The sequence below is a fragment of the Mesorhizobium sp. WSM2240 genome (assembly GCF_040438645.1).
GTDB lineage: Bacteria > Pseudomonadota > Alphaproteobacteria > Rhizobiales > Rhizobiaceae > Allomesorhizobium.
The window spans coordinates 4519231-4543671 of the sequence record NZ_CP159253.1 but is presented as its reverse complement, the minus strand read 5'-3'; the positions used below and the strand labels follow the sequence as shown (position 1 = coordinate 4543671).

Here is a 24441-nt window from a genome sequence, read left to right as displayed (position 1 = left end):
GGATCAGACGATGGGCGCATAACTACCAGCCTTGCCAAGCTGAGAGCGCCGCGTGTCCTCGTGGACGCGCGAAGGCGCTCCAAGGCTTTGAATCTGCGCATCATCTTTTCCGAAACCGCTTCCGGTTTTTCAAGGCAGACGTCAGTCGTCGTTGGTGGCGTTCAGCTCTTCGGGCCGTTTGCCTTCGTCGGCACGCCCCGTCATGCCGGCCGCCTCGCGCAGCGCTGCGTTGATGCGCTCCTGCCAGCCCGGCCCGCCTTCCTGGAAATAGTCGAGCACGTCGCGGTCGATACGAATCGAAACGAGTTCGCGTGGCGCGGGCACTGCCCGGGCGACGGGCGCGGCTGGCTCGGGCTTTCTCGCCGGCTTGAACGCGGCTTCGGCGGCAGCCATCGGATCAGTGGGTCGGCGCGGTGTCTTTGGCATTGTTCTGGTCCCGATGAATCTGTACCCGGCCGCCATGCGGCTGTGCGGGATACTAGCGGCTCCGCTTCTTTTTCGCCTTGGCGGGCGGCGGGGTGGCTGCAGCTTCCGCGCGCTCCTTCGCCTCCTTCGCCTCGCGTAGCGCCTTCAGCCTTGCGGTCTTCTTCTCGCGCGCCTCGACCCGGTCCTCGTTGATGCTGCGGGCCACCGCGTCGGTGGCTGCGGCTTTCAGTTCGCCCGAGCGGAGCCTGAGATGCGGAGGCACGGCCATGTTCTGACTTTCCTCTTTGCGGGCCATGCCAAACTCCATATCTCGTCGCGCGCTGCGCAATTCACGCTGTTTTGGCAATCATTACACCATGGGGGCCGCAATTGCCGCAATGTTTTGCGGATGGTGGGTCAGCAGACGAAAGCCGATGGCCCGGGATACTCTGCAGCAGGGAGCTAGTGCACGCTGACCTGCGCGTTCGGTGACGCGGACGAACCGTGATGGACGATCTCCACGCGGTTACGGCCGTTCCGCTTGGCCTCATACAGCCGCTGGTCGGCATGGCGGTAGAGTTCGCTGAAGGAGGTTTCGCGGTCGAAGGTGACGCCGCCGACGCTCACCGAGAGCCTGCAGCTTTCCTCGCCGAGATTGAGTTCGGTGGCCAGCACTTCCGTGCGGATGCGGTCGGCGACAATGCCTGCGCGGTCGGGGCTGACGCCCGGCAGGAAGACGCTGAATTCCTCGCCTCCGATGCGCCCGAAAATGTCGAATTCGCGCAGCGCATGCCTGATCGCCTGGGCGATGGCCTTGAGCGCCTCGTCGCCGCAAACGTGCCCGAACCGGTCGTTGATCGTCTTGAAGTGATCGACGTCGATGACCAGCAGCGCACCGGAATGCCCGTCCTTCCGGGCGGCGATGCGGTCAAGGTAGCGGTCCACCATGGCCGTGAACGCCCGGCGGTTCAGGCATGAGGTGAGCGGGTCGGTCGAGGCGACGACCATGAGTTCGCGATGCGCTATGGCGAGTTCACGCTGCTTGCTGAGCAGATAGCCGAAGAATGGCGGGGCAAGCAGCAGGGGAATGATAAGATTGTTGAGCGGTTGCGAGCCCCAGCGCCATGTCCCGGTCCCGAAGGAATAGCTGTCGATGCCGAAGGCCACGGCGATGCAGCAAAGCGTGCCGAGTGCGCTCAGCACAATGACCCGCCCCCGGCCAACGGCGGAAAAGTCCATAAGTTGCTTGACCATCTTCGTTTGCGGTGCCCGGCCCATTCAAGGCGCGAGCGTAGCCGACGACGGTTAACCGCATCTTTGCGCCGACTGGCGCTTTTTAGGAGATTGCGCAAGCCAACCTGACCATTGGGTAAGGGGGCGGAAGCAATCAGATCTGGAGAGACGGCGGAGGAGCAGTTACTACGAACGCGCTCTGTCGGGCGCCGCATGACGGTGAGGCGCTGGCGGGCGCAGATCCTTGGCTAGCGCATCTGATTCAGGCGCTCAAGAAATGCTGTCAACGCCTGCTGCGCATCGTCAGATTCGCCACTGAGGGCGGTAATTCCCCAATTCGCCAGCACAGCCTCCTCTATCGGGTCCCGACGCGCCATGAAGACAAAGGATTGCGGCCGGTCCTTCGCATAGCCGGATCGCTCCCAGGTCTGCCAGAGACGGTGCAGGAGGAGCCTGATATTCAGGTCCGAGAGGCTGTACCCGATAAACAGGATTGTACGACCAAGCGCGTCGGCCCTGAACTTGATATCGAGCGGTGAATCGAAGGAGAGCCGGTCGTAATAATCCGTCTCCGTCAGAACCAGTGAATCATCGTCATCGAAATCGCCGTGGAACTTGACGATCTGAGCCACGCCCTCGCGTGTCCGCGCCACGTCGCGTGCATTTGCGACCTTCACGAATTCCTTGCCGTGAATCTCGAACGCGACTTCGAGGTTGCGGTCGTAGTTGGTGGTGTAGATGATGGGGAAATCGAGCGATACGATCAGTCGGTGCAGAACGGACTTTTCCACGTCGCTGCGGGATACGCTCCAATTGCGGTCCATCCAACTGCGCAGCGCGCCAAGACTGCCTTTCTTCAACCGGTAATATTCGGCGAGCGTGAGATAATTGACGCCATTCTCCGCGCGCTGCTCGTTCAGCCCGAGTTCCGAGGCGAGGTGGTCGATCAATGTCTCCCAGGACGGAAGCCCGACGCTTCGCGAGACGCCGGCGCCGACGAAGAGGATCGCCTTCCGCTCCCGGACGGCTTCGGCGAGGTCCTCGATGGTGCCTGGCATGGTCGCCTCGTCTTCGCATTCAGCCGGCATGGGCGCGAGCAGGTCAACAGGCCCGGCAGCGCCGGTTGCAGACCATGCCGCATTTCCAGCATGGGCGTCGCCCTAACGAGCCGCTGTACCGCCTTGTTCCGGTTGATTGACATATTGCCGTGAGCGCGCGTGACGTCCTGCACTAGGCAGCAGGAAGCATTGGTCAATGCTTGCCAACATGAAAGATGGTGAACCGAGTGGTCTTTGGATAACCAGTCTCTCTTACAGATTCCGTGCTAATTCCGCTAAAAACAGAGAAATTCGGCGCTCGGTTCTCGGATCGGAGGGTTTGCTACCCAGCAATTTACCTTAAGATAACAGCAGTTTAACGCTAATTCCCTGCGCAGAAAAACAGGGAATTTTTCGCGCGCAACAGGGATTTGGTCCACCTAATTCGCCCTTAACAGGGAAAATGCTTGTCGTTCCGCGGGAACGGATTGTCGTTATGTGGGATAGGATTGCCGTTATCCGGGAATGAATTACTGTTTGGCGGATGGCGCGTGCTCCAGCCTAGTTTGGCGCTGACGCCAGCCAAGATTGCAGTGCGCTAATCCGGGACCGGCGTGCACAACGGTGGGACAGGATTGCTAAATCACCAATGCGGCTCACGACCGCATTGCGGCAGTCGCTCGTTCGCTCAGACTCAAGCTCATTGGTCTCTCAAAGGTGAGCCGTGCATGACTGCTTTGCGCCTTCCCGGCCATCGTGGGCTGCTCTCAAAACCCTGAAAGCTGCCGGTCCGTTTGACTATAGGTGGCGGCGGCCAAAAGGTGGTCTCCAGCTATCCGACTTGGGGGCAGCAAATTCAGTCACTTCTCCTGAAAGGGCAGTCGAAGAGAGCTGCCAGCCATCTTCGACATCCTGAAATGGGCGTTGCGACCTCGGCGAGATTGTCCGTCGCAGAAGCGTGGAGCGATTGGTCTGCGTGCCAAGGATATGGCACGCGCTCGCTACGGCACCAGGCTTCGATCACCGGCACCCTACAGGCAATTTACGAAGCGGTGAAAGCCTTGACTCGCCTCGATGATCGTTTACCTTTTCGGCGTGCCTTGAGAACAAGCGGCGCCGGGCATTTTCACTAGTCGTGCAAACCGACGACGCTCGCACGTCTAAGATAAGAAGAAACAGCACCAGTCTTGGCTGGCCGCGCTGCCCACATACTTTCCCAATAAAAATCGGACCGTGGCCTGCGATGGCGTGCGGTCTCCGACGTACATGGAGAGGATCATGCGCTTTGGAGTGATGAATAATCTTCGATGTGAAGCCTCGCCTGGATTGCTTTCTTCCTGTCCAGGATGCTTGCAGCCCATGATCGCAAAATGCGGAACTCAATGAGTCTGGCACTGGGCGCACAAAGGCAAGAGAAGTTGCGATCCTTGGTGGGAGCCGGAAACCCGGTGGCATCGCGCCTGGAAGGACCAGTTCCCCTCTGAGTGGCAGGAAGTCTTCGGCCTCGACGAAAAAGGTGAGAAGCATATCGCGGATGTGAGAACCGACAGTGGCTTGGTTATCGAGTTCCAGTACTCGCATCTTCCGCCAGTTGAAAGGGCTGCACGCGAGACCTTCCACCGCAATATGGTCTGGGTGGTGGACGGAACGCGGCTAAAAGGGACCATTCACGGTTTCTTAAAGGAGCCTCATTGCCGGCCCACATGGCTCAAGGGTGTTGTCGTCACGCCCCGTCCGGAGGAGTGCTTTCCGTTTTTGTGGCTTAACTGCGCGATGCCCGTGTTCTTCGATTTCGACGGTGTGGCGGCAACAAACCGACATCTCCGGGGAGAAGGACGGTCGGCTGTGGTGCTTATTGCCAGGGCGCGCCGAGGGACAGGCTGTGGTTGCGGCAATTTCGCGACGAGGGTTTATTCATGCGGCTCGTCAACAGACGCACATTATCCCCAGCCGAGCGATAGTGGAATGATTGCCGACCGGTCGAGACGGGAACGGGTGCTTGCAGAATTAGACGCCCGGAGGCGGTTTTATGCACATCCTCCACGCCAGAAGCGGAGCTATCGGCGGTTCCGCCGTCGGCCGCGGTACTAGTTGCAGGTTGTCTCGCGAGGCCCGCGCACAGGTTTGAGCGACAAGATCAATCAACGGTCCGGACCCGCGCTTCTTGCTTGGTCTACGACCGCCAGGGGGCTTTCAGCGACGGCCGGAATCTTTCTGCTGGGACCCCGAATCAACCCGCACTTGATTCGGCGCGGCGCTCGTTTTGGCCCTCTCTGCAACTTCGGCCGTGGGCGTATGGACATGTTTTCACTCGACACCAGCTTCTGCGGGCAGACGATCTTCCAATCCTCTGGACGCATCAGTCGGAAGCTTTAGGCATCTGAAAAGCAGGCCGGCCACCAATTTCCGGACCCTTTCTCCCGCAGTCGCAGCGTCATCGTGCATCGCTTCAAAAACTGTTGGACTGGCAAAACGTCCGACAGAGACGGGCGGTGCAAAACCGACAAAACGTGGCAGGAATGGCGGCAGTCTCTCCAACAGCCACGGTAAGACAGCTGGTAATCTCCGGAAATGACGGTACATTTCCGAGGCCAAAAAGAGAGCGCGAAAACAAGCGGCTGAGTGGTGATCCCGGCTGGATTCGAACCAGCGGCCTACAGATTAGGAATCTGTCGCTCTATCCTACTGAGCTACGGGACCGACCGCCACGACACATAATCGCTTCGGGCGCTTTCGCCAAGCGTCTAAGCAGCCAGCGCGGACTCGGCAAGCCGCACCCAATAGCTCATGCCGTGCGGGATGACCTCGTCGTTGAAATCATAGGCCTCGTGGTGGAGGTTGGCGCTGTCGCCATTACCGATGAAGATGAAGGCGCCGGGCCGAGCTTCCAGCATGTAGGAAAAATCCTCGCCGCCCATCACAGGCTGCATGGCGCGCTGGATCTGGCCGTCGCCGGCGAGGGCGGCCGCCACGTCGCCGGCGAACACCGCCTCGTCCGGGTGGTTGAACGTCACGGGATAGTTGGAATCGTAATCGACATGGATTGTCGCGCCATAGGTTGCGGCGATGCCGTCGCAGATGGCGTGGATGCGCTCGCGCGCGAGTGCGGCCACTTCCTTCTTGAGCGTACGGACAGTGCCGGCGAGCTCGACCTTTTCGGGGATGACGTTGTAAGCGTCACCACCATGAAATTTGGTCACCGTGACGACTACCGATTCGACCGGGTCGGTGGTGCGCGAGGCGATGGTCTGGAAGGCGGTCACCACCTGGCTCGCCACCACGATCGGGTCGATGGCGCGGTGCGGCATGGCGGCATGGCCGCCCTTGCCCTTCACCGTGATGGTGAATTCGGCTGTCGCGGCCATGATCGGGCCGGGCCGGATCGCGAACTGGCCGAGAGGAAGACCGGGCATGTTGTGCATCCCGAACACGCGCTCGATGCCGAACCGCTCCATCATTCCGTCCTTGACCATGGCCAGGCCGCCGGCGCCGCCTTCCTCGGCCGGCTGGAAGATCACCGCAACCGACCCTGCGAAGTGGCGGGTCTCGGCCAGGTACTTGGCTGCGCCGAGCAACATGGCGGTGTGACCGTCATGGCCGCAGGCGTGCATCTTGCCGGGACTTTGCGAGGCGTAGGGCTTGCCGCTCGCCTCGTTGATCGGCAGCGCGTCCATGTCGGCGCGCAGCCCGATGGTGCGGCCCGGTCCCAGGCTGCCGCGGATGATGCCGACCACGCCGGTGCGGCCGATGCCCGTCACGACCTCGTCGCAACCGAATTCGCGCAGACGCTGCGTCACGAACTCCGCCGTCTTGAACACGTCGTAGTTCAGTTCCGGCGTCTGGTGCAGATGGCGTCGCCAGCCCGTCACTTCATCGTGCATTTCGGCGGCTCGGTTCAGGATGGGCATGATGGGCGCTCTCCGTTGGCGCGGGAATCGCGGTCCCGCAAATTGAAAAATCATCCTACAGCTTTGCCATCTTGGCGTCACATAGGCTAAATAGCACCGGAAAAATCCCGGGCGCGGGCAGTGAGGGCCAGATTGCCCCGCTTGGCGATATGCCCCGGTCCGGAAAATCTAAGGACCAGGGAACAAACACGACAAGAGGCGATTCGGGCATCATGCGGCGCAGATTCATTCTCACGGCGGTTCTTTCGGGCGTTCTCGCTCTGTCGGCGGGCGGTCCGGCAGGCGCCAATCCCTCGCTTCTGATCGACACCAGGACCAACCAGGTGATCGAGAGCGACAATCCGTTCCAGCGCTGGTATCCGGCATCGCTCACCAAGTTGATGACGACCTATGTGGCGTTTCGGGCGGTGCAGGCGGGCGAGGTGTCGCTGAATTCCCCGGTCGTCATCTCCAAGAAGGCGGCGGCCCAGCCGCCGAGCAAGATGGGCTATCCGGTCGGCTCGGAACTGACGCTCGACAATGCGCTGAAGATCATCATGGTCAAGTCGGCCAACGATGTCGCGGCCGCAATCGGCGAAAGCATTGCGGGGTCGCAATCAGCCTTCGCAGAGCGGATGAACGCCGAATCGCGCCGGCTCGGCATGACCGATTCCAACTGGGTCAACCAGCACGGCCTGCATGACGACAACCAGTACACGACGGCGCGCGACCTCGTTATCCTTGCCACCGCGTTGCGCAAGGAATTCCCGCAACATACCGGCTATTTCTCGATCGAAGGGCTGGCAGCGGGCGACAAGGTTCTGCCCAGCCACAACAATCTCATAGGCCGTTTCGAAGGCGCCGACGGCATGAAGACCGGCTACACCTGCCCGTCCGGCTATAATCTCATCGCCTCGGCGACGCGCAACGGCCGCACGTTGCTCGCGGTCGTTGTCGGATCCAAAACCGTGAAGTCGCGCGACGAGAAGGCCGCCGCCATGCTGGCGCGGGGCTTCACCGTCTCGACGTCCGGAGGGCCGTCGCTCGTCGAGCTCAAGCCTACCGGCAGCGAGCCCGACAAGCCGGTCAACATGCAAAAGGAACTGTGCACCAAACAGGGGCGGGCCGCGCGCGCCAAGGAAGAGAAGGAACGCGCCAAGGCAGAGAAGGATGGCAAGAAGGCTCCGGAAACGATCTATCTCGGCGAAATGACCCGCGAACGCGTGCTGGTCAAGGTTGAACTCGGCGGAGCGACCGGGCCGCTGTCGACGGCTGCCGCCGCCACTATCGCCGCCAACCGGGTCTATGCCGACGTGCCGATCCCGACCTGGCGTCCCGACAAGCCCGTGCCGGGAATCGCCGCCTCCCAGCAGGGCGACCAATCGGGCAAGCCGAGTGGCTGATTTCCCTATCCCCGTATCGGTGCTGACCGGCTTTCTTGGCGCCGGCAAGACGACGCTGCTCAACCGGCTGCTCAAGGATCCGGCGCTGACCGACACCGCCGTCATCATCAACGAATTCGGCGATGTCGCCATCGACCACCTGCTTGTCGAGCAGTCGTCGGACGGGGTCATCCAGCTTTCCGATGGCTGCCTGTGCTGCACTGTGCGCGGCGAACTGGTCGACACGCTGGCCGATCTGGTGGACCGCCTGCAGACGGGCCGGATCGCCCGGTTGAAGCGGGTGGTCATCGAAACGACAGGGCTCGCCGATCCGGCGCCGGTGCTGCAGTCCATCATGGGCCATCCCGCCCTGGTGCATGCATTCCGGCTCGACGGCGTCGTCGCCATGGTCGACGCGGTCAATGGCGAGGCCACGCTCGACGCTTATGTCGAGGCGGTCAAGCAGGTAGCCGTCGCTGACCGCATCGTCATCGCCAAGACCGACCTCGTTAACGAGCCTGAAGCGCTGGAACGGCTTCGCGCCAGGCTGCGGAAGATCAATCCGGGCGCGCCGCTGCTCGATGCTTCCGCTGCCGGCGTGGCGGGCCTGCTCGATTGCGGGCTCTACGATCCGGCGACCAAGACCGCCGACGTTCGCAAATGGCTGGGCGCCGAAGCAGAGCATGCGGCGCATCACCATGCCGGGCACGATCACGACCACGACCACGACCACGAGCACCGGCATGACCGTCGTGTCCGGTCATTCACGCTGGTCCATGACCGGCCGGTGCCCTATGCGACGATCGAGATGTTCCTCGACCTGTTGCGCTCGGCGCACGGTGAAAAGCTGCTGCGGATGAAAGGCATCATCGAGCTTGCCGAGAGCCCGGAACGACCGCTGGTCGTACACGGCGTGCAGACGCTTCTGCATCCGCCGGCCCGCCTGCCGGCATGGCCGGACGAGGTGCGTGGAACGAGACTGGTGCTGATCACGCTGGATATGCCGGAGGATTATGTCCGCCGCCTGTTCGCCGCGTTCACCAACCAGCCGCAGGTCGACACGGCCGACCGGGCCGCGATGGAAAACAACCCGCTGGCGATTGCCGGCCGCTGAGTTGAACCACACCTGGTTTGCCTTGCCGCATCCAATCGGGGGGCTAGATTCGTCTCGCGTAGAAAGGATGCGAGACGATGAACATCGCTTTTCCCGGCGAGTCCGCCGAATATAGAGCTTCCCGTGACCGCTTGCTGGCGAAGGAGATCGAATTGCGCCGCGCCATGGAGGCGGTTTCGGTCCTCCGGCGCGAACTGCCGCCGGGCGGGCTCATTCCCGAAGACTATGTTTTCGACGGCCTCGGCCCGGACGGCATTCCGGCCAGGTTGAAACTCTCGGAGCTGTTTGCTCCGGGCAAGGACTCGCTGGTCGTCTATAACTTCATGTTTCCCCGCTATCCTAAGGACGATCGACCCGGTCCGGCCGAGGGCGCGACGGCGCGACTGAAACTGGAAGAAGGACCGTGCCCGTCATGTGTCGCCTTTCTCGATGCGTTGGACGGCGCGGTGAAGCATGTGGAAGGAGCAGGGTTCAATTTCGTGGTGATCGCCAAAGCGCCACTTGACCGCTTGACCACATTCGCCAAGGAGCGTGGGTGGCGAAACCTGCGCCTGCTGTCGTCGGCCGGGAACAGTTTCAAGCGCGACTATCTTGCCGAGACACCCGAAGGATTCCAGATGCCGATGGTGACGATCTTCCATCGCGATGGCTCTGAAATCCGGCACTTCTGGAGTTCTGAGATGCTTTACGCACCCGCCGACCCTGGCCAGGATCCTCGCCACGCTGGCACCATCGAGCCGTCCTGGAATATTTTCGACCTGACGCGCGAGGGCAGGCCTTCCGACTGGGAAGAACAGCTGGAATACGACTGACGCATTCGCGGAAGAGGACGTGCGCTTGTGAGGGTCGGAGGCCGTAAACAGCGTCCTCAGCCCAAGCGGCTGCTCAGCTGCCGAACATGTTGGTGATGCGCCTGGTCATATTGCCGAGCAGGCCGGGCTTCTCGGCAGGCGGAGCCTGCACCGCCACTGGCGCGGGTTCGGGCACGAGAGCGGTCTCGGCGGGGGCCTGCGCAGGCGCTTGCGCCGCGGCCTTGGCGAGCGCTGCGGCTGCGGCCTTTTCCTCGGCGGCTTTCTTCTTCGCCTCCGCAGCCTGCTGCTTTGCCGCCTCGGCGGCTTCGCGCTCGGCCATCTGGCGACCGGCCGGCGAATCGATGCGGCCCATCCGGGACGTCGCGGTCACCGTGCCGTCATGCGACAGCGACGGCGGCTCGACCGGAACGCGTTCGCCGCGCGCCCGCTTGCGGGTCCATTCCGAAACCAGGCTGGCTTCCTTGAGGCCGGCGATGGTCGGCTTGGGTGCGATTGCGCTGCTCGTGCCGACCGCGTTCGAAAACGCGGCCTCATAAGTCGATCGGTAGGATTGGTAGGCGGTCCTCAGCGAGTCCGGCTGGGTGAAGGGAGGGCAGGCGTCGCTGGCCGAACCGAACTTGGCATCGCCTTCGGGAATGCGATTGAAGACGTAGCGCTTTTCGCAGACGTCGACCTTCGGCGGCACCTTGGTGATCTCGAAATGGTCGTAGCCTTCCTTCAGCATGGTCCAGAACTCATAGTTCGGATCGTTGCGGTAGCGCGCCATGTTGGCCGCTGTCATGCGGAAGGGAAACGCTTGGATCTGGAATTCGGTCTGGCCGCCCTGGAAGGCGTCGCGCCCGAAGGCGTAGATCTCCTCGATCTGCGCGTCGGTCATCGAATAGCAGCCGGACGAAGAACAGGCGCCGTGCACCATCAGATTGGAGCCAGTGCGGCCGTGGGCACGGTCATAGGCGTTGGGGTAGCCGATGTTGAAGGCGAGGTGGTAGTTCGACCTTGGGTTCATCTGGTGCGGCTTCACCGAGTAGAACCCTTCGGGCGCCTGGCGGTCGCCCTCGATGAATTTCGGGCCGAGCTTGCCCGACCATTTGCAGATGTCGTAGGCGGCGATCAGATCGTAGCGGCCATTGGTCTTCTGCTTCCAGATCTCGACCTTGCCTTCTTCCTTGAAGACGCGCGCCATAACCGGCGAATTGCGGGGCATCCCCTTCGCCTTCATCTGCGCCAGGACCTTGGCCGGCAGCGGCTTCTTGGCCTGGGGCGAGATGTCCTCGAATGTGGTCGATCCGTTGCAGCCCGCCACGGCGAGCATGGCAAGCAGCAGTCCGGCGCGCGCGAATTTGGCAGTCATCGGCATGAATAGTCTTCGTTTCCGTCGTACTGACCGTCCCGCGGTCCCCCGCCGGTCCAGTCCAATGGTCGCGACCGTAAGCCCGTTAACCTTGAAATTTGATTACCGCAAGCAGCAAGAGCAGACCCTCCAACCACCCATTGACAGAAAACTGGCGGCAATTTTGTGGCGAAACCGGTTCGTTGCCGCAACATCGCCTCGTTTGGGACGATCCGCGAAGCCCGTTTGGAACCAACTTAGAGGCTGCGGCCCATCGCCAGATACTTTTCGCGGCGGTGCTCGCGGAAATCCATGTTTTGCGATCCAAACTCACGCAGGCTCCTGGCGATCTGATCGCCGGTGGCGCTGATCACCGCTTCGGGGACGCGGTGTGCACCGCCCAGCGGTTCCGGGATGATCGCGTCAATGATCTTCATCTCGAGAAGATCCTGAGCGGTGATCTTCATGTTTGTTGCTGCATCCTTGGAGCGGGTGGTGTCGCGCCACAGGATCGACGCTGCACCTTCCGGCGAGATCACCGAATAGATGGCGTGCTCCAGCATGTAGACCCGGTTGGCGGTGGCGATGGCAATAGCGCCGCCCGAGCCGCCTTCGCCGATCACCACGGAAACCGACGGCGATTTCATGGCCAGGCACGCCGAAGTGGAGCGGGCGATTGCCTCGGCCTGGCCGCGCTCCTCGGCGCCGACGCCGGGATAGGCGCCGGCGGTGTCGACCAGCGTCACCATGGGTATGCCGAAGCGATCGGCCAATTCCATGATGCGCACCGCCTTGCGGTAGCCTTCAGGCCGCGGCGAGCCGAAATTGTGCTTGAGGCGGCTCTTGGTGTCGGAGCCCTTTTCCTGGCCCATCACCGCGATCGGATCGCCGCGAAAGCGCGCGAAGCCGCCGACGATGGCGTTGTCCTCGCCGAAGGCGCGGTCCCCGGCCAGCGGTGTGAAGTCGGTGAACAGCGAGCCGATGTAGTCGAGGCAGTGCGGCCGGTCGGCATGTCGCGCCACCTGAACCTTCTGCCAGGGCGTCAGAGCCTTGTAGATGTCGCGCAGCGCGTCGCGCGAGCGCTTCTCCAGCCGGGTGATCTCGTCGCCGACATCGACCGCCTCGCCATTCTCCGCGAGCTTCTTCAGCTCGTGGATCTTGGCCTCGAGTTCGGCGACGGGCTTTTCGAAGTCGAGATAATTATACATGCGCAAGCGGACCGAATTGCCTGAAAAAGAAATGTGGCCGTCATTTAGACCAGCGGCATTGGCCGCGAAACGTGCCTTCACATAGCGTCAGCCCGACTTGTCGGCAAGCGGGTGATGGTCGTTGACCAGTCGCACCAGCCTTTCCTCGAGCACATGGGTGTAGATTTGCGTCGTCGAAATGTCGGAGTGGCCGAGCAGTTGCTGCACCGCGCGCAGATCCGCGCCGTTCTGCAGGAGATGGCTGGCGAAGGCGTGGCGGATCACATGCGGGGAAATTTTCGCGGCGGCGATGCCGGCGCGGGCGGCGAGCGCCTTGAGCTCACGCGCAAACACCTGGCGCGGCAGATGGCCGCTCTCCGAGGACGCGGGAAACAGATACGGGCTCTCGGCCAGCACAGGCGTTCCGTTGCGCACCTCCATCCAGGCGCGCATGGCGGCACGCGCCTTGGCCGAAAGCGGCACCATGCGCTCCTTGTTGCCTTTGCCGCGAACGATGAAGTAGCGCTCGTCGCGCAGCGCCACATTCACCGGCAGGCCGACCAGTTCGGAAACGCGCAGGCCGGTCGCGTAGAGCACCTCGACCAGCGCATGCATGCGTCTGGCGGCGAGAAGCGAGCCGTGGCCGGTGGAGCTGTCGGCTGCTTCCAGCGCCGCCCGGTCGAGCAGCCGGCCGGTCTCGGTCACGCTCATCGTCTTTGGCAACGGGCGGTCTTTCCTGGGGCTGTCCAGTGTGCCGGTCGGGTCGTCGGCGCGCAGGCCCTCGGCATAGAGGAATTTGTAGAACTGGCGCAGGGCCGAGAGCTTGCGCGCCTGCGAGGTCGGCGCGAATCCGCGCGAGGCGATGTCGCCGAGATAGGCCCGGATTGCGCTCGCATCGGCTTCCGCCAGGCGTCCGCCGAGCTGTTCGGCGGCGTCTTCGAGGTCGCGGCGATAGGAGGAAAGCGTGTTTTCGGCGGCGCCGCGCTCGGCGCTCATCATTTCGAGGAAGGCTTCGATGCGCGCTGCGCTGCGCATGATTACTGCCGCGGCTTCGGGTTGAGCTTGTCGGTCGGTACGCGCACCGAGATCTCGCCCTTCTTCGGCTCGACATACATGACCAGCGCGAACATCGCGCCATAGATCAATCCCGCCAATACGCCCAAGGTCACCAGAAACCGGAATAATGTCGGCATTAATAAGCTGTCCGAATACATGCGTCCCCGTTTCGGTTATGGGACGGGGTGCAGGTCAGTTCAAGGGCTAGCGGGCCAGTGCTTGACGCAAACCCCCTTTTCATGTCGAAACGCCGGCAAGAGCGGAGAGTCCGATTTTATCGGAATTTATGAGCCGGATGGGTACAGAAGCGCTAATTCCGACGGCGGGCAGCCATGCCGAGGTGCTGAAGCATCTCGGTCAGCGCTCCATCGTCTTTGTCGGGCTGATGGGCGCCGGCAAGACCGCCATCGGCCGCAAGGTTGCGGCGGCGCTAGGCCTGCCCTTCACCGACAGCGACCACGAGATCGAGAGCGTGTCGCGCATGACAGTGCCCGAACTGTTCGAGCGCTACGGCGAGGCCGAGTTCCGGGCACTTGAGCAGCGGGTCATTCTGCGCGTGTTAGAAAGCGGCCCGCAGGTGCTGTCCACCGGAGGCGGGGCGTTCATAAACGGGCAGACCCGGGCCGCGATCGAGGCGAGCGGCGTCTCGGTCTGGCTGAAGGCCGATCTCGACACGCTGATGGAGCGCGTTTCCAAGAAGCAGAACCGGCCGCTGCTCAAGAACCCCGATCCGCGCGGAGTGCTGGAAAAGCTGATGGTTGAGCGCTACCCGGTTTATGCGCTGGCGGCGCTGACGGTGCCGACGCGCGACGAACGCAAGGAAGTGATCGCCGCCGAGGTTATCGAGGCGCTGCACCGGCATTTCGGACAGGCCGCCTCCAACAATTCCCCGAAGGACAGGATATGAGCGCAGACGCGGTGACGGTGGAAGTCGGGCTCGGCGAGCGCACCTACGACATTTTGATCGGCCCGGGGCTGATCGGTCGCGCCGGCGAGGAGATCGCCAAACGCCTGCCGGGCATTCGCGCGGCCATCGTCAGCGACGAGAACGTCGCTGCCCGCCATCTCGGCGCATTGTCGGAAAGCCTTTCCGGGAGCGGCATCGAATCGACGTCGATCGTGCTTCCGGCCGGCGAGAAGACAAAGAGCTTCGACGCGCTGCAGCAGGTCGTCGACGGAGTGCTCGCGTCGCGGTTCGAGCGCGGCGACGCGATTATCGCGCTCGGCGGCGGTGTGATCGGCGACCTCGCCGGCTTCGCCGCCGGCATCGTCCGGCGCGGCATGAATTTCGTCCAGATGCCCACCTCGCTGCTGGCACAGGTAGATTCCTCTGTCGGCGGCAAAACCGGCATCAACACTGCGCATGGAAAGAATCTCGTCGGCGTCTTCCATCAACCGCGCCTTGTGCTGGCCGACACCGGCGCGCTCGACACACTGCCGCCCAGAGAGTTCCGCGCCGGCTATGCCGAGGTCGCCAAATACGGTTTGATCGACCGCCCGGATTTCTTCGCCTGGCTGGAGAAGAATTGGAAGGAAGTATTCGACGGCGGACCGGCGCGCACCGAAGCGATTGCGCAATCGTGCCGCGCCAAGGCGGAGGTCGTGGCCCGCGACGAGTTCGAGACCGGCGACCGGGCACTGCTCAATCTCGGCCACACATTCGGACACGCGCTGGAGGCGGCGACGGGTTATGACGGCTCCCGTCTGGTTCATGGCGAGGGCGTGGCCATCGGCATGGCGCTGGCGCATCGCTTTTCGGCCCGGCTCAACCTCGCCAGCCACGACGATGCGGCGCGCGTCGAGGCGCATCTCGCCGCAGTCGGCCTGCCTTGGCGGATGGCCGATATTCCGGGCCCGCTGCCCGACGCCGAGCGCCTCCTCGCCTATATCGCGCAGGACAAGAAAGTGTCGCGCGGCGCGCTGACCTTCATCCTGACGCATGGCGTCGGCCAGTCCTTCATCGCCAGGGATGTGCCTGCATCCGAAGTGCTCTCCTTCCTCCGGGAGAATCACCCGGATGAGCGCTGATTCTTTCTTCGACCCCTCATCCCCCTGCCGGAACATTCTCACCGTAACCACGGGGAGAAGGATGATGGCCGCAACGCCGATGTCCCCCTCTCCCCGTTCTTCATGGGGAGAGGGTGAGGGGCAATCTCCTTTCCATCGGGGTTTCTCGCGATGCTGAACGCCGGCTGGATAATTGCCGGCGTCCTGCTCGTCTTGATCGTGCTGGCAACCATCTTCCGCATGCGGCTGCTGGCGGCGTTCGGCCTTGAACTGCGTTCCATCGAATCTCGGCCCGCGGCGCATGAGGGATCTGCCGGCGTTCCGGCCGAGCGCGAAGGCGGCACGATGAAGCTGGATCGCCTGGGAGCACTGTTCGACCTGCACGAACTCGAAGTCTCAGATGTGATGGTCCACCGTCTTCACATGCGTTCGGTCAACGCCGACGACCCGCCGGAAGCGGTCGTGCGCGAAATCCTGCAGAGCCCGCATACCCGCATGCCGCTGTGGCGCGGCTCGACCGACAATATTGTCGGCGTGCTGCACGCCAAGGATCTGCTCCGCGCGCTCAACGACGTCGGCAACGATTTTTCGCAGATCGACGTGATGAAGATCGCTGCAAGGCCGTGGTTCGTGCCCGACACGACGACGCTCCAGGACCAACTTGCGGCTTTCCTCCGCCGCAAGGCGCATTTTGCCATCGTGGTCGACGAGTATGGCGAAGTCGAAGGGCTCGTCACCCTAGAAGACATCATCGAGGAGATCGTCGGCGAGATCGCCGACGAGCACGACATCGATATGCAGGGCGTCAAGCAGGAGGCCGACGGTTCGGTGGTGGTCGACGGGTCGGTGCCGATCCGCGACCTGAACCGCGCGCTCGACTGGAAACTTCCCGACGACGAGGCGGTTACCATCGCCGGCCTCGTCATCCACGAGACGCAGTCGATCCCTGACGAAAAGCAGGCCTTCACCTTCCACGGCAAGCGTTTCGTGGTGATGAAGCGCGAAAGGAACCGCATCACCCGGCTCAGGATCAGGCCGGCAGTGGAGGGGTGACTACGTTCAGAGATCTTCAGCGGCTTGATCGCGGCGGCTTTCTTGCTGCTGGCAATGAATGTGCGCATCAGGGGCAGGAAGAACGCCTTTCTGAATCGCCCGATCGGCACCTCTGGCTCCAAATAAAATGATTCTCCGACAATGTCGGTGTTGTATTCGTCGAATATGATCCAGAGCCGGAGATCGGCTTCCAGGCCTGCGCGCCGCTTCTCCGTCTCCGGAATTTCAACAGCAAGCCGGCCGGCCTCTGGCTCCTTGCTGGTGATCGGAAACAAGAGGAGTAAGTCGCCATCATTGCGGGGCAGGCGGATCCCCACTGTAACAGGGCGGGCATTTTCGGCCTTCGGTTTCTCCACGTGCAGCTTCACGCGCCCAAAGATAAGGATATCGGATCACACAAGCGGTCTGGATGGAATCAAAACTCGTCACCCAGCCGCCTCGTCATCCTCCGCATAGGAATCGATTGCTGCCTCGATCTCTTCGATCAAAGTGGCGGGCAAGGTTTCGATTGTGCCTGAATGGCGGGTCTCGGCGCGCGCCTTGAGTCGCCGGTAATCTTCAATATTTAGGAGAACGAGGCGCGGCTTGTTGCGCTGCGTGATGGTCACAGGGTGACGCAACGCTTCCGCGATGATATCGCCGGATTTCCGGGAGAGGTCGCTTGTCGAATAGGTTTGATCAACGGACACTACAGCATTCCTGGCAATCTAGGAATTGCTGTAAATTACAGCATTAACCTCAGTACTGCAATAGCGGACGCAATCAACCCTCACCACCTCGTCTGCTCGCCCGGCGCGGCGGGCTCGATCGCCAGAGCGTGCAGCCCGGCGTCGAATTCGCCTGCCAGCGCCTGGTTCACTGCGCGATGGCGCTCGATGCGGCTCATGCCGGCGAATTTCGGCGACACGATACGGATGCGGAAATGCGTCTCGCCCTTGCCGTCGAATTCGGCGTGGTGGTCGCCGTCGACGTGGTGATGCCCGGCGTGCAGATGGCTCTCGTTGATGACCATCAGCCGCTCCGGCGCGAACGCCTCTTTCAGTTTCGCTTCCATCGTCGCCGCTATGGACATTGCCGTCTCCTTCGCCCACATATGCCGGCGCCGCCACAAAAAACACCGAACTCTTGGATTAATCCGCGATTCAGCGGGTTAGGGCGATCGTCGCCAAAATGTCAATTCTTGTTTCGTATCGCGAACACCCCATAAATGGGTCGAGATGAGTACGTATTCGAAATATTTCGAAAAGATTCGCGTGCGCCCCGACCGCAAAGCGGCGGAGGCCGAGCCGCGCGCGCCGATCTGCCAATGGGACGGCTGCAGCGAAGCCGGCACGCATCGCGCGCCGGTTGGCCGCATGAAGGAAGGCGAGTACTTCAAGTTCTGCTTCGAGCATGTGCGCGAGTACAATAAGGGCTTCAACTATTTCTCCGGCGTGCCGGATTCGGAGATCGCCCGCTTCCAGAAGGAGGCGCTGACCGGCCATCGGCCGACTTGGGCCATGGGCTCCAACGGCAATGCGCGCTCCTCGCCGGATTTCGCCACCAAGCGCTCCGGCCGCGCCGGCTACTACAACCGCGTCCGCGATCCCTTCAACCTGTTCGACGGGCCGCGTGACCGCTCGGAGCCGCGCGAGCGCAAGGCCAAGCCGCTTGAGGCCAAGGCGCTGGAAACGCTTGGTCTAACCGTCAAGGCGACTGGCGCGGACATCAAGGCGCGCTATAAGGAACTGGTGAAGCGCCACCATCCGGACGCCAATGGCGGCGACAGGGGTTCGGAAGACCGGTTCCGTGATGTGCTGCAGGCATATCGCGTGCTCAAACAAGCGGGTTTGTGTTAAACCGCCGTTCTGTTAAAGACCGCGCCCGAGAGAAAGAGATTGCCGGCGAAAGGTGATGCTTTCGCGCGTGGAGATTGATGGTCTAGATGAATAAAGTCGATCGCGACATCGCAAACCTTCCAGACACCACCGTGTCGGTCAAAGAGAAATTCGGCTTCGAATCGAAGATGGTGGTGCCGGCCTATTCTGCCGCCGACGCGCATGTGCCGGACATCGACCCCGACTATCTGTTCGACCGCCAGACGACCATGGCCATCCTGGCCGGCTTCGCCTACAACCGCCGCGTCATTGTGTCCGGCTATCACGGCACCGGCAAGTCGACCCATATCGAGCAGATTGCGGCTCGTCTCAACTGGCCCTGCGTCCGCGTCAATCTCGACAGCCATGTTAGCCGCATCGATCTCGTCGGTAAGGACGCGATCGTGGTCAAGGAGGGCATGCAGGTCACGGAATTTCGCGACGGCATCCTGCCCTGGGCTTATCAGCACAATGTCGCGCTGGTGTTCGACGAATACGACGCCGGCCGCCCCGACGTGATGTTCGTCATCCAGCGCGTGCTGGAATCTGCCGGCCGCCTGACCCTGCTCGACCAGAGCCGCGTCATCCGCCCGCATCCGGCGTTCCGCCTGTTCGCCACCGCCAACACGGTCGGCCTCGGCGACACCACCGGCCTCTATCACGGCACGCAGCAGATCAACCAGGCGCAGATGGACCGCTGGTCGATCGTCACTACGCTCAACTACCTGCCGCACGACAACGAGGCCGCGATCGTGCTGGCAAAGGCCAAGCACTACCGCAACGACAAGGGCCGTGAAATCGTGGGCAAGATGGTTCGCGTCGCCGACATGACCCGCTCGGCTTTCATGAATGGCGACCTTTCGACGGTGATGAGCCCGCGTACGGTCATAACCTGGGCCGAGAACGCCGAGATATTCGGCGATGTCGGCATGGCGTTCCGGCTGACCTTCCTCAACAAATGCGATGAACTCGAGCGCACCATCGTGGCCGAGTTCTACCAGCGCGCCTTCGGCGAGGAACTGCCGGAGAGCGCGGCGAACGTGGTGCTGGGCTAAGATCGGGGAGCGATGGCGGGTCCGGGCGACAATATACGCAACAAGCCTAAGACCGGCGGCGACGCCGATGTGTTCAAGCGTGCGGTGACGGTCTGCATGCGAGCGATTTCCGGCGACCACGAACTGGAAGTCGGCTTCGCCAAGGACAAGCCGGCGCTTGCCGGCAGCCGCGCCCGCCTGCCCGAAATACCGAAGAAGCCGACCGCGACGGATATTTCGGTGACCCGGGGCCTGGGCGATTCCATGGCGCTGAAGCGAGCTTGCCACGATCTCCGCATCCACTCGAAATTCGCGCCGGAAGGCAAGCAGGCGCGCGCCGTCTACGACGCCGTCGAGCAGGCCCGCGTCGAGGCGATCGGTTCTCGCGCAATGGCCGGCGTCGCCGACAATATCGGCTCGATGCTCGAGGACAAATACGCCAAAGCCAATCTCGCCGACGTCCGCGATCAGGCCGACGCGCCGATCGAGGAAGCACTGGCGCTGATGGTGCGCGAGAAGCTGACCGGCCGCGCCGCGCCGAAGAGCGGCGAGCGCATGGTCAATCTCTGGCGCAAATGGGTGGAGGAAAAGGCCGGCGCCGATCTCGACGGGCTGGCCGGCAAGCTGGACGACCAGCAGGCCTTCGCCCGCGTCGTGCGTGAGATGCTCGCCTCCATGGAGATGGCCGAGGAACTCGGCGAAGACCAAGAGAGCGAAGAGTCCGAAGACAGCGAGGAAAACCAGCCGCAGGGCGAGGAAAACAGCGAGGAGGGTGGCGAGGCCGATTCCGGCGCCGAGCAGTCGCAGGCCGAAGATGCCGAAGCCGCTTCCGAGGAAGAGCAGCAGGGTGAGATGGAAGCCTCCGACGCCACCGCCGAGGATGTTTCCGACGACGAGGACGCCGACGCCGAGACGCCGGGCGAAGCCAAGCGCAAGGACAATCCCTTTGCTGACCTGCCGCGCCAGGTCGACTATAAGGTATTCACCACCGCCTTCGACGAAACCGTGGGCGCCGAGGAACTGTGCGACGAGGAAGAACTCGACCGCCTGCGCGCCTTTCTCGACAAGCAACTCGCCAATCTGCAGGGCGTGGTCGGCCGTCTTGCCAACCGGTTGCAGCGCCGCCTGATGGCACAGCAGAACCGTTCCTGGGATTTCGATCTGGAAGAAGGATACCTCGACCCGGCGCGCTTGGTGCGCGTGGTCATCGATCCGATGCAGCCGCTCTCCTTCAAGCAGGAGCGCGACACCAAATTCCGCGACACGGTGGTGACGCTGGTGCTCGACAATTCGGGCTCCATGCGCGGCCGGCCGATCACGGTCGCCGCCACCTGCGCCGACATTCTCGCGCGCACGCTGGAGCGCTGCGGCGTTTCGGTCGAAATTCTGGGTTTCACCACCCGCGCCTGGAAGGGTGGGCAGGCGCGCGAGAAATGGCTGAAGGACGGCAAACCGCCGACCCCCGGCCGCCTCAACGATTTGCGCCACATCATCTACAAATCGGCCGACACGCCGTGGCGGCGGGCGCGGCGCAATCTCGGCCTGATGATGCGCGAGGGCCTGCTCAAGGAAAATATCGACGGAGAGGCGCTTCTGTGGGCGCATCAGCGCCTGATCGCACGTCCCGAGCAGCGCAAGATCCTGATGATGATCTCCGACGGCGCGCCGGTCGACGATTCGACGCTGTCGGTCAATCCGGGCAATTACCTGGAGCGACACCTACGCGCGGTGATCGAACTGATCGAGACGCGCTCGCCGGTCGAGCTTCTGGCCATCGGTATCGGCCATGACGTGACGCGCTACTATCGCCGCGCCGTCACTATCGTCGACGCCGAGGAACTGGCCGGCGCGATGACCGAGCAACTCGCCTCATTGTTCGGCGAGGAGAGTGTGCGGGAAACCCGCCGCGGCGGGTTGAGGCGGGCGGGGTGACAAGACAAACACTCTCAGCGCTGCGGCACTGCATCAAATCTTTTGATTCAACATTCCTTCGCCGCGCCGTCCGACGTCAGCCTGTACGAACTGCAACTTTTGCGCTGGCCCTTGCAGCCTTTTTTATCTCTCCAGCGCCCACCTTCGCCCAATCCGCCGTCGGTCAAATCGACATCTCCGCCCGCCCGATCGCGAATTTCCACATCGGGCGTGAGAACAAGAGATTCGGGGCACTGGAATTCGTCGGCGGGCTGGAACTCACCTCCTCCTCCCGCGATCTCGGCGCGCTTTCGGCCTTTCGCTTCATCACGCCCGGCGCCGATTTCATCGGCGTCGCCGATACCGGCTTCTGGTTCTTTGGAACTATCGTCCGCGACGCCGAGCAGCGCCCGGTCGGCATGAAAAATTTCCGAATGACCCAGATGGTCGACGAGAGCGGACAATCCGTCGACCGGAAATGGCTGGTCGACGCCGAGGGGCTCGCAGTCAGGGATGGCGTCGCCACTGTCGGCTTCGAACGCAACCATCGCATCGCGCAGTTCAGGATCGAGCCGGACGGCATGAAGGCCGCCTTCGGCCAACTGGAATTTCTGGTGCCGGCAAACGAGTTGCGCCAAAATCGCGGCTTTGAGACCGTCACCCATGCCCATCCGCACGGGCAGCACGAGGGCGGACTGGTAATCGTTTCGGAAAAGAGCCTCGATAAGAAGGGCAACATCTTCGCCGCAATCATCGAAGGCCCCAACCGCGGCGTGTTCACGGTTAAGCGCAACGGCAATTTCGACATCACCGACGGCGCCTTCCTGCCCGACGGCGACCTCTTGCTGCTCGAGCGCAGCTACACCATGGCGGAAGGCGTGAAGATGCGGCTGCGACGCATTTACGGCGAGTCTATCGCCAGAGGCGTGGTCGCCGACGGGCCGGTGCTGCTCGAAGCCGACATGAGCTACCAGATCGACAATATGGAGGGGCTCGACGTCTGGCGGCGCGCCGACGGCGCTCAAATCGTATCGCTGATCTCCGACGACAACCACTCCATCCTGCAGCGAAACCTCTATCTGGAATTCATCCTGCACGAGGACTGAACGCGGTGTCCTCTGTCCCGAGATCAGGATAAAACTGCGCGGCCTTTCCTTCGGCGAACCAGTCCGGCAGCGACCAGCGGTCCGGAATATGTTCCCGCGCCCAAAGGGCGAGCTGCTGCAGAATCGGAAGAAAATCCGCTCCCCGCCTCGTCAGGTGATATTCGAAGCGCTCCGGATTATGCTGATAGGCACGTTTCGTGATCAGCCCGTACGCCTCAAGCCGCGCGAGCCGGTCGGCCAGGATATTGGTCGAGATTTTCTCGGTGATGTCGGCGAGTTCATTGTAGCGATGGCGGCCTGCAAAGATCGTCCGCAGCACCACCAGGCTCCATTTGTCGCCCACCAGATCGAGCGCTGATGCGACGGGGCAGGGCGAACGGAACTGCGGATACACCAAAGCGCACCTCTCGACTTTCATGTTGCAAGTGGCACCGATATATGGTTCCATACGGTGACTTGCAAAATGAAAGTCGCTATGGCCCGCGGATTTCTAGACGGCGGAGCCGGCGGGAACCGTCGTGGTTCGCGGAGGGACGAAAGTGATGAAACGCTACGTTTTGCCGGTGCTTGCCTACCTCGTGCCGACCTTTGCGCTCGGCTTTGTCTGGCACCTCATCCTCTTCGAGGGTTACTACAAGGCGCTGCAAATCTATCGCGATGACATCATCGTGCCGTTTGGCCTCGTCTCGATCCTGATCCAAGCTGTGATCTTCGCCTACATCTTCGACAGGATGTTCGCGGGAAGCGGCGATGGCTGGTTTGCGCGCGGGCTGCGTTATGCCGCGCTTGGCGCCTTGCTTTCCTGGAGCTTCACGACCATCGCCGTCGGGGCCAAGAACGTGATGACCTCCGTTCCCGATTATCTCGTCATCGAGACGGCATTCACCGCCGTGCAGTGGCTCATCGTCGGTCCGCTGACGGCGCTCGCATTCGAAGCCAGGCGCAGGACAAGGCCAGCGCTGCCATAGCCATCCTACCGCTCAACATTTGCCGCCATAAAGGCGAGCATGCGATCGAGCGCCTCCTGACCCGCGGCGATATCGAGGTTGAACTGATATTCATGCGGCAGCGGCGGGCTGTAGTTGGCCGGGAAGAAAAGGCTGTCCACCTCCACGTTCAATTCCTCAAGCCTTCGCACCAACGCTACAGCCTGTGGTGCGAGGGGATCGCCGTTGCCGCTTGAGATAAAGGCCGGCGGGAAAGCGTTGGTCACGTAGTTCGTCACGGAAGCCAGCCTGAACCGCTCATCCCTCATGAAGTCCCTGGTTCCCGAATAAGCCCAGAGCACCGTTCTGGCGAGCCAGCCGTAATTGCCCTCCAAATCGACCGATTCGATGTCATAGGCGCCGGAGAGCAGCAGGATGGCGGCAAGCCGATCGGGGTTCAGCTGCGGTGCAATGCCAACCTGCCCGGCATAGGCCGGATCGGTGGTGATGATGGCGACCTGTGCTGCAATCTGCGCCCCGGCAGAATCGCCGGCTAAGATGATCGTGTCGGGGTCGATATTGAGACCGGCGGCATTGCGAACGAGATGGCCGAGTGCTGCGTTCACCTGCTCGACCGGCTTGGGATAGGTCACGCCGAAGCCGTGTGAATATTCCAGACCCACGGTCGTGTAGCCGCGGCCGGCCAGAATCTTCAGATAGTTGGCGACGCCTTCCTTGCTGCCGGCCACCCATCCGCCGCCATGCACCCAGACGATTGTCGGCAGCGGCCCGTCGGCGCCCTCGGGATAATAGATGTCGAACATCTCGTCCGGTCCGTCGCCATAGGCGAGATCCCGCCGCGTGAGGATGTTGTCCGGGACGTGCTTCTCGAGCGCGGCTTCAGATGCCCGGTCGCCACGGGAGAACGCCTCCTGGATGATCGCCACCGACGGCCAGGGGCTGAGCCGGAAGGCCAGCACGACCGCCACGATGAGCACGACGACTATGCCCAGGAGCCAGAGAAGCAAACGTTTGGTCATCGACGGTCCTGGTCCGCGATTGCTGTTCCATGCGGTCCGCGATACAGCCGCAGGTTGCCGAGTTG

The 24441-nt window shown here is 62.4% G+C and carries 24 protein-coding genes, 1 tRNA gene and 1 pseudogene; 11 read left to right on the top strand and 15 right to left on the bottom strand.

All coding sequences use genetic code 11. The features are described 5' to 3' along the window. Positions 1–141: 141 nt before the first annotated feature. From ABVK50_RS22430 to ABVK50_RS22405, 6 genes are all read right to left on the bottom strand, one after another. Positions 142–426 carry a BrnA antitoxin family protein gene (locus ABVK50_RS22430; RefSeq protein ID WP_353644483.1) on the bottom strand — a complete coding sequence of 95 codons (285 nt, stop codon included), beginning with the start codon at positions 424–426 and terminating at the stop codon, positions 142–144. A 52-nt stretch (positions 427–478) separates the two neighbouring features. Continuing rightward, a complete protein-coding gene (locus ABVK50_RS22425) occupies positions 479–721 on the bottom strand; it encodes a hypothetical protein (RefSeq protein ID WP_353644484.1) in 243 nt (80 codons plus the stop codon). A 146-nt stretch (positions 722–867) separates the two neighbouring features. Further along, positions 868–1659, bottom strand: coding sequence for a GGDEF domain-containing protein (locus tag ABVK50_RS22420; protein ID WP_353644485.1), 792 nt, complete (start codon positions 1657–1659; stop codon positions 868–870). A gap of 227 nt (positions 1660–1886) precedes the next feature. Continuing rightward, positions 1887–2696 carry an SIR2 family protein gene (locus ABVK50_RS22415; protein WP_353644486.1) on the bottom strand — a complete coding sequence of 270 codons (810 nt, stop codon included), beginning with the start codon at positions 2694–2696 and terminating at the stop codon, positions 1887–1889. Between the two features lie 2602 nt (positions 2697–5298). Next, positions 5299–5375, bottom strand: a tRNA-Arg gene (locus tag ABVK50_RS22410). Between the two features lie 44 nt (positions 5376–5419). After that, positions 5420–6583 carry a M20 aminoacylase family protein gene (locus ABVK50_RS22405; RefSeq protein ID WP_353646969.1) on the bottom strand — a complete coding sequence of 388 codons (1164 nt, stop codon included), beginning with the start codon at positions 6581–6583 and terminating at the stop codon, positions 5420–5422. Between the two features lie 212 nt (positions 6584–6795). On the opposite strand from ABVK50_RS22405, the gene ABVK50_RS22400 reads away from it, so the two are divergent. The 3 genes from ABVK50_RS22400 (at position 6796) to ABVK50_RS22390 (ending at position 9870) form a co-directional block, all read left to right on the top strand. Continuing rightward, the gene (locus ABVK50_RS22400) at positions 6796–7965 is read left to right on the top strand and encodes a D-alanyl-D-alanine carboxypeptidase family protein (protein WP_353644488.1); all 1170 of its coding nucleotides are present in this window, start codon (positions 6796–6798) and stop codon (positions 7963–7965) included. After that, positions 7958–9058 carry a GTP-binding protein gene (locus tag ABVK50_RS22395; protein WP_353644489.1) on the top strand — a complete coding sequence of 367 codons (1101 nt, stop codon included), beginning with the start codon at positions 7958–7960 and terminating at the stop codon, positions 9056–9058. The genes ABVK50_RS22400 and ABVK50_RS22395 overlap by 8 nt, the downstream gene beginning before the upstream one ends. Before the next feature lie 77 nt (positions 9059–9135). After that, positions 9136–9870, top strand: a complete 735-nt coding sequence (locus ABVK50_RS22390; RefSeq protein ID WP_353644490.1) for a DUF899 family protein — start codon at positions 9136–9138, stop codon at positions 9868–9870. 73 nt (positions 9871–9943) lie between these two features. Here ABVK50_RS22390 and ABVK50_RS22385 read toward each other — a convergent pair whose 3' ends face one another. The 4 genes from ABVK50_RS22385 to ABVK50_RS22370 all read right to left on the bottom strand — a co-directional run bounded on the left by ABVK50_RS22385 (position 9944) and on the right by ABVK50_RS22370 (position 13580). After that, positions 9944–11221: a murein L,D-transpeptidase family protein gene (locus tag ABVK50_RS22385; RefSeq protein ID WP_353645849.1), complete on the bottom strand. Its 1278-nt coding sequence runs from the start codon at positions 11219–11221 to the stop codon at positions 9944–9946. 236 nt (positions 11222–11457) lie between these two features. Continuing rightward, positions 11458–12408, bottom strand: a complete 951-nt coding sequence (locus ABVK50_RS22380; protein ID WP_353645850.1) for an acetyl-CoA carboxylase carboxyltransferase subunit alpha — start codon at positions 12406–12408, stop codon at positions 11458–11460. A gap of 87 nt (positions 12409–12495) precedes the next feature. Beyond that, complete coding sequence (locus tag ABVK50_RS22375) at positions 12496–13422, bottom strand: site-specific tyrosine recombinase XerD (RefSeq protein ID WP_353644491.1); 927 nt, start codon at positions 13420–13422, stop codon at positions 12496–12498. 2 nt (positions 13423–13424) lie between these two features. Continuing rightward, on the bottom strand, positions 13425–13580 hold the full coding sequence (locus ABVK50_RS22370; protein WP_353644492.1) for a histidine kinase: 156 nt from the start codon (positions 13578–13580) through the stop codon (positions 13425–13427). A 158-nt stretch (positions 13581–13738) separates the two neighbouring features. Here ABVK50_RS22370 and ABVK50_RS22365 point away from each other — a divergent pair, with 158 nt between their 5' ends. From ABVK50_RS22365 to ABVK50_RS22355, 3 genes are all read left to right on the top strand, one after another. Beyond that, the gene (locus ABVK50_RS22365; RefSeq protein WP_353644493.1) at positions 13739–14350 is read left to right on the top strand and encodes a shikimate kinase; all 612 of its coding nucleotides are present in this window, start codon (positions 13739–13741) and stop codon (positions 14348–14350) included. Beyond that, on the top strand, positions 14347–15471 hold the full coding sequence (gene aroB, locus ABVK50_RS22360; protein WP_353644494.1) for a 3-dehydroquinate synthase: 1125 nt from the start codon (positions 14347–14349) through the stop codon (positions 15469–15471). Before ABVK50_RS22365 ends, aroB begins: the two co-directional genes overlap by 4 nt. Positions 15472–15621: 150 nt before the next feature. Further along, positions 15622–16503 carry a transporter associated domain-containing protein gene (locus ABVK50_RS22355; protein ID WP_353644495.1) on the top strand — a complete coding sequence of 294 codons (882 nt, stop codon included), beginning with the start codon at positions 15622–15624 and terminating at the stop codon, positions 16501–16503. 50 nt (positions 16504–16553) lie between these two features. On the opposite strand, the pseudogene ABVK50_RS22350 reads toward ABVK50_RS22355, so the two are convergent. From ABVK50_RS22350 to ABVK50_RS22340, 3 genes and pseudogenes are all read right to left on the bottom strand, one after another. After that, positions 16554–16932: pseudogene (locus tag ABVK50_RS22350) on the bottom strand (hypothetical protein); the annotation flags it as partial. Beyond that, positions 16929–17192, bottom strand: coding sequence for a type II toxin-antitoxin system prevent-host-death family antitoxin (locus tag ABVK50_RS22345; protein ID WP_353644496.1), 264 nt, complete (start codon positions 17190–17192; stop codon positions 16929–16931). The gene ABVK50_RS22345 and the pseudogene ABVK50_RS22350, both read right to left, overlap by 4 nt. A gap of 80 nt (positions 17193–17272) precedes the next feature. After that, positions 17273–17575: a BolA family protein gene (locus ABVK50_RS22340; RefSeq protein WP_353644497.1), complete on the bottom strand. Its 303-nt coding sequence runs from the start codon at positions 17573–17575 to the stop codon at positions 17273–17275. Positions 17576–17720: 145 nt separating this feature from the next. On the opposite strand from ABVK50_RS22340, the gene ABVK50_RS22335 reads away from it, so the two are divergent. From ABVK50_RS22335 to ABVK50_RS22320, 4 genes are all read left to right on the top strand, one after another. Then, a complete protein-coding gene (locus ABVK50_RS22335) occupies positions 17721–18341 on the top strand; it encodes a J domain-containing protein (protein WP_353644498.1) in 621 nt (206 codons plus the stop codon). Between the two features lie 86 nt (positions 18342–18427). After that, positions 18428–19414, top strand: coding sequence for a cobaltochelatase subunit CobS (gene cobS, locus ABVK50_RS22330; protein ID WP_353644499.1), 987 nt, complete (start codon positions 18428–18430; stop codon positions 19412–19414). Positions 19415–19426: 12 nt separating this feature from the next. Next, complete coding sequence (gene cobT / locus ABVK50_RS22325) at positions 19427–21325, top strand: cobaltochelatase subunit CobT (RefSeq protein ID WP_353644500.1); 1899 nt, start codon at positions 19427–19429, stop codon at positions 21323–21325. 104 nt (positions 21326–21429) lie between these two features. Then, positions 21430–22410, top strand: a complete 981-nt coding sequence (locus tag ABVK50_RS22320; RefSeq protein WP_353645851.1) for an esterase-like activity of phytase family protein — start codon at positions 21430–21432, stop codon at positions 22408–22410. On the opposite strand, the gene ABVK50_RS22315 is transcribed toward ABVK50_RS22320, so the two are convergent. Then, positions 22391–22729, bottom strand: a complete 339-nt coding sequence (locus ABVK50_RS22315; protein ID WP_353646968.1) for a helix-turn-helix domain-containing protein — start codon at positions 22727–22729, stop codon at positions 22391–22393. The two genes, ABVK50_RS22320 and ABVK50_RS22315, sit on opposite strands and share 20 nt — an antisense overlap. Before the next feature lie 223 nt (positions 22730–22952). On the opposite strand from ABVK50_RS22315, the gene ABVK50_RS22310 reads away from it, so the two are divergent. Beyond that, positions 22953–23378, top strand: coding sequence for a hypothetical protein (locus ABVK50_RS22310; RefSeq protein WP_353644502.1), 426 nt, complete (start codon positions 22953–22955; stop codon positions 23376–23378). A 5-nt stretch (positions 23379–23383) separates the two neighbouring features. Here the strand turns inward: ABVK50_RS22310 and ABVK50_RS22305 are convergent, their stop codons facing one another. After that, entirely contained in the window at positions 23384–24376 is a 993-nt protein-coding gene (locus ABVK50_RS22305; protein ID WP_353644503.1) for an alpha/beta hydrolase, read from the bottom strand. Between the last annotated feature and the right edge of the window lie 65 nt (positions 24377–24441).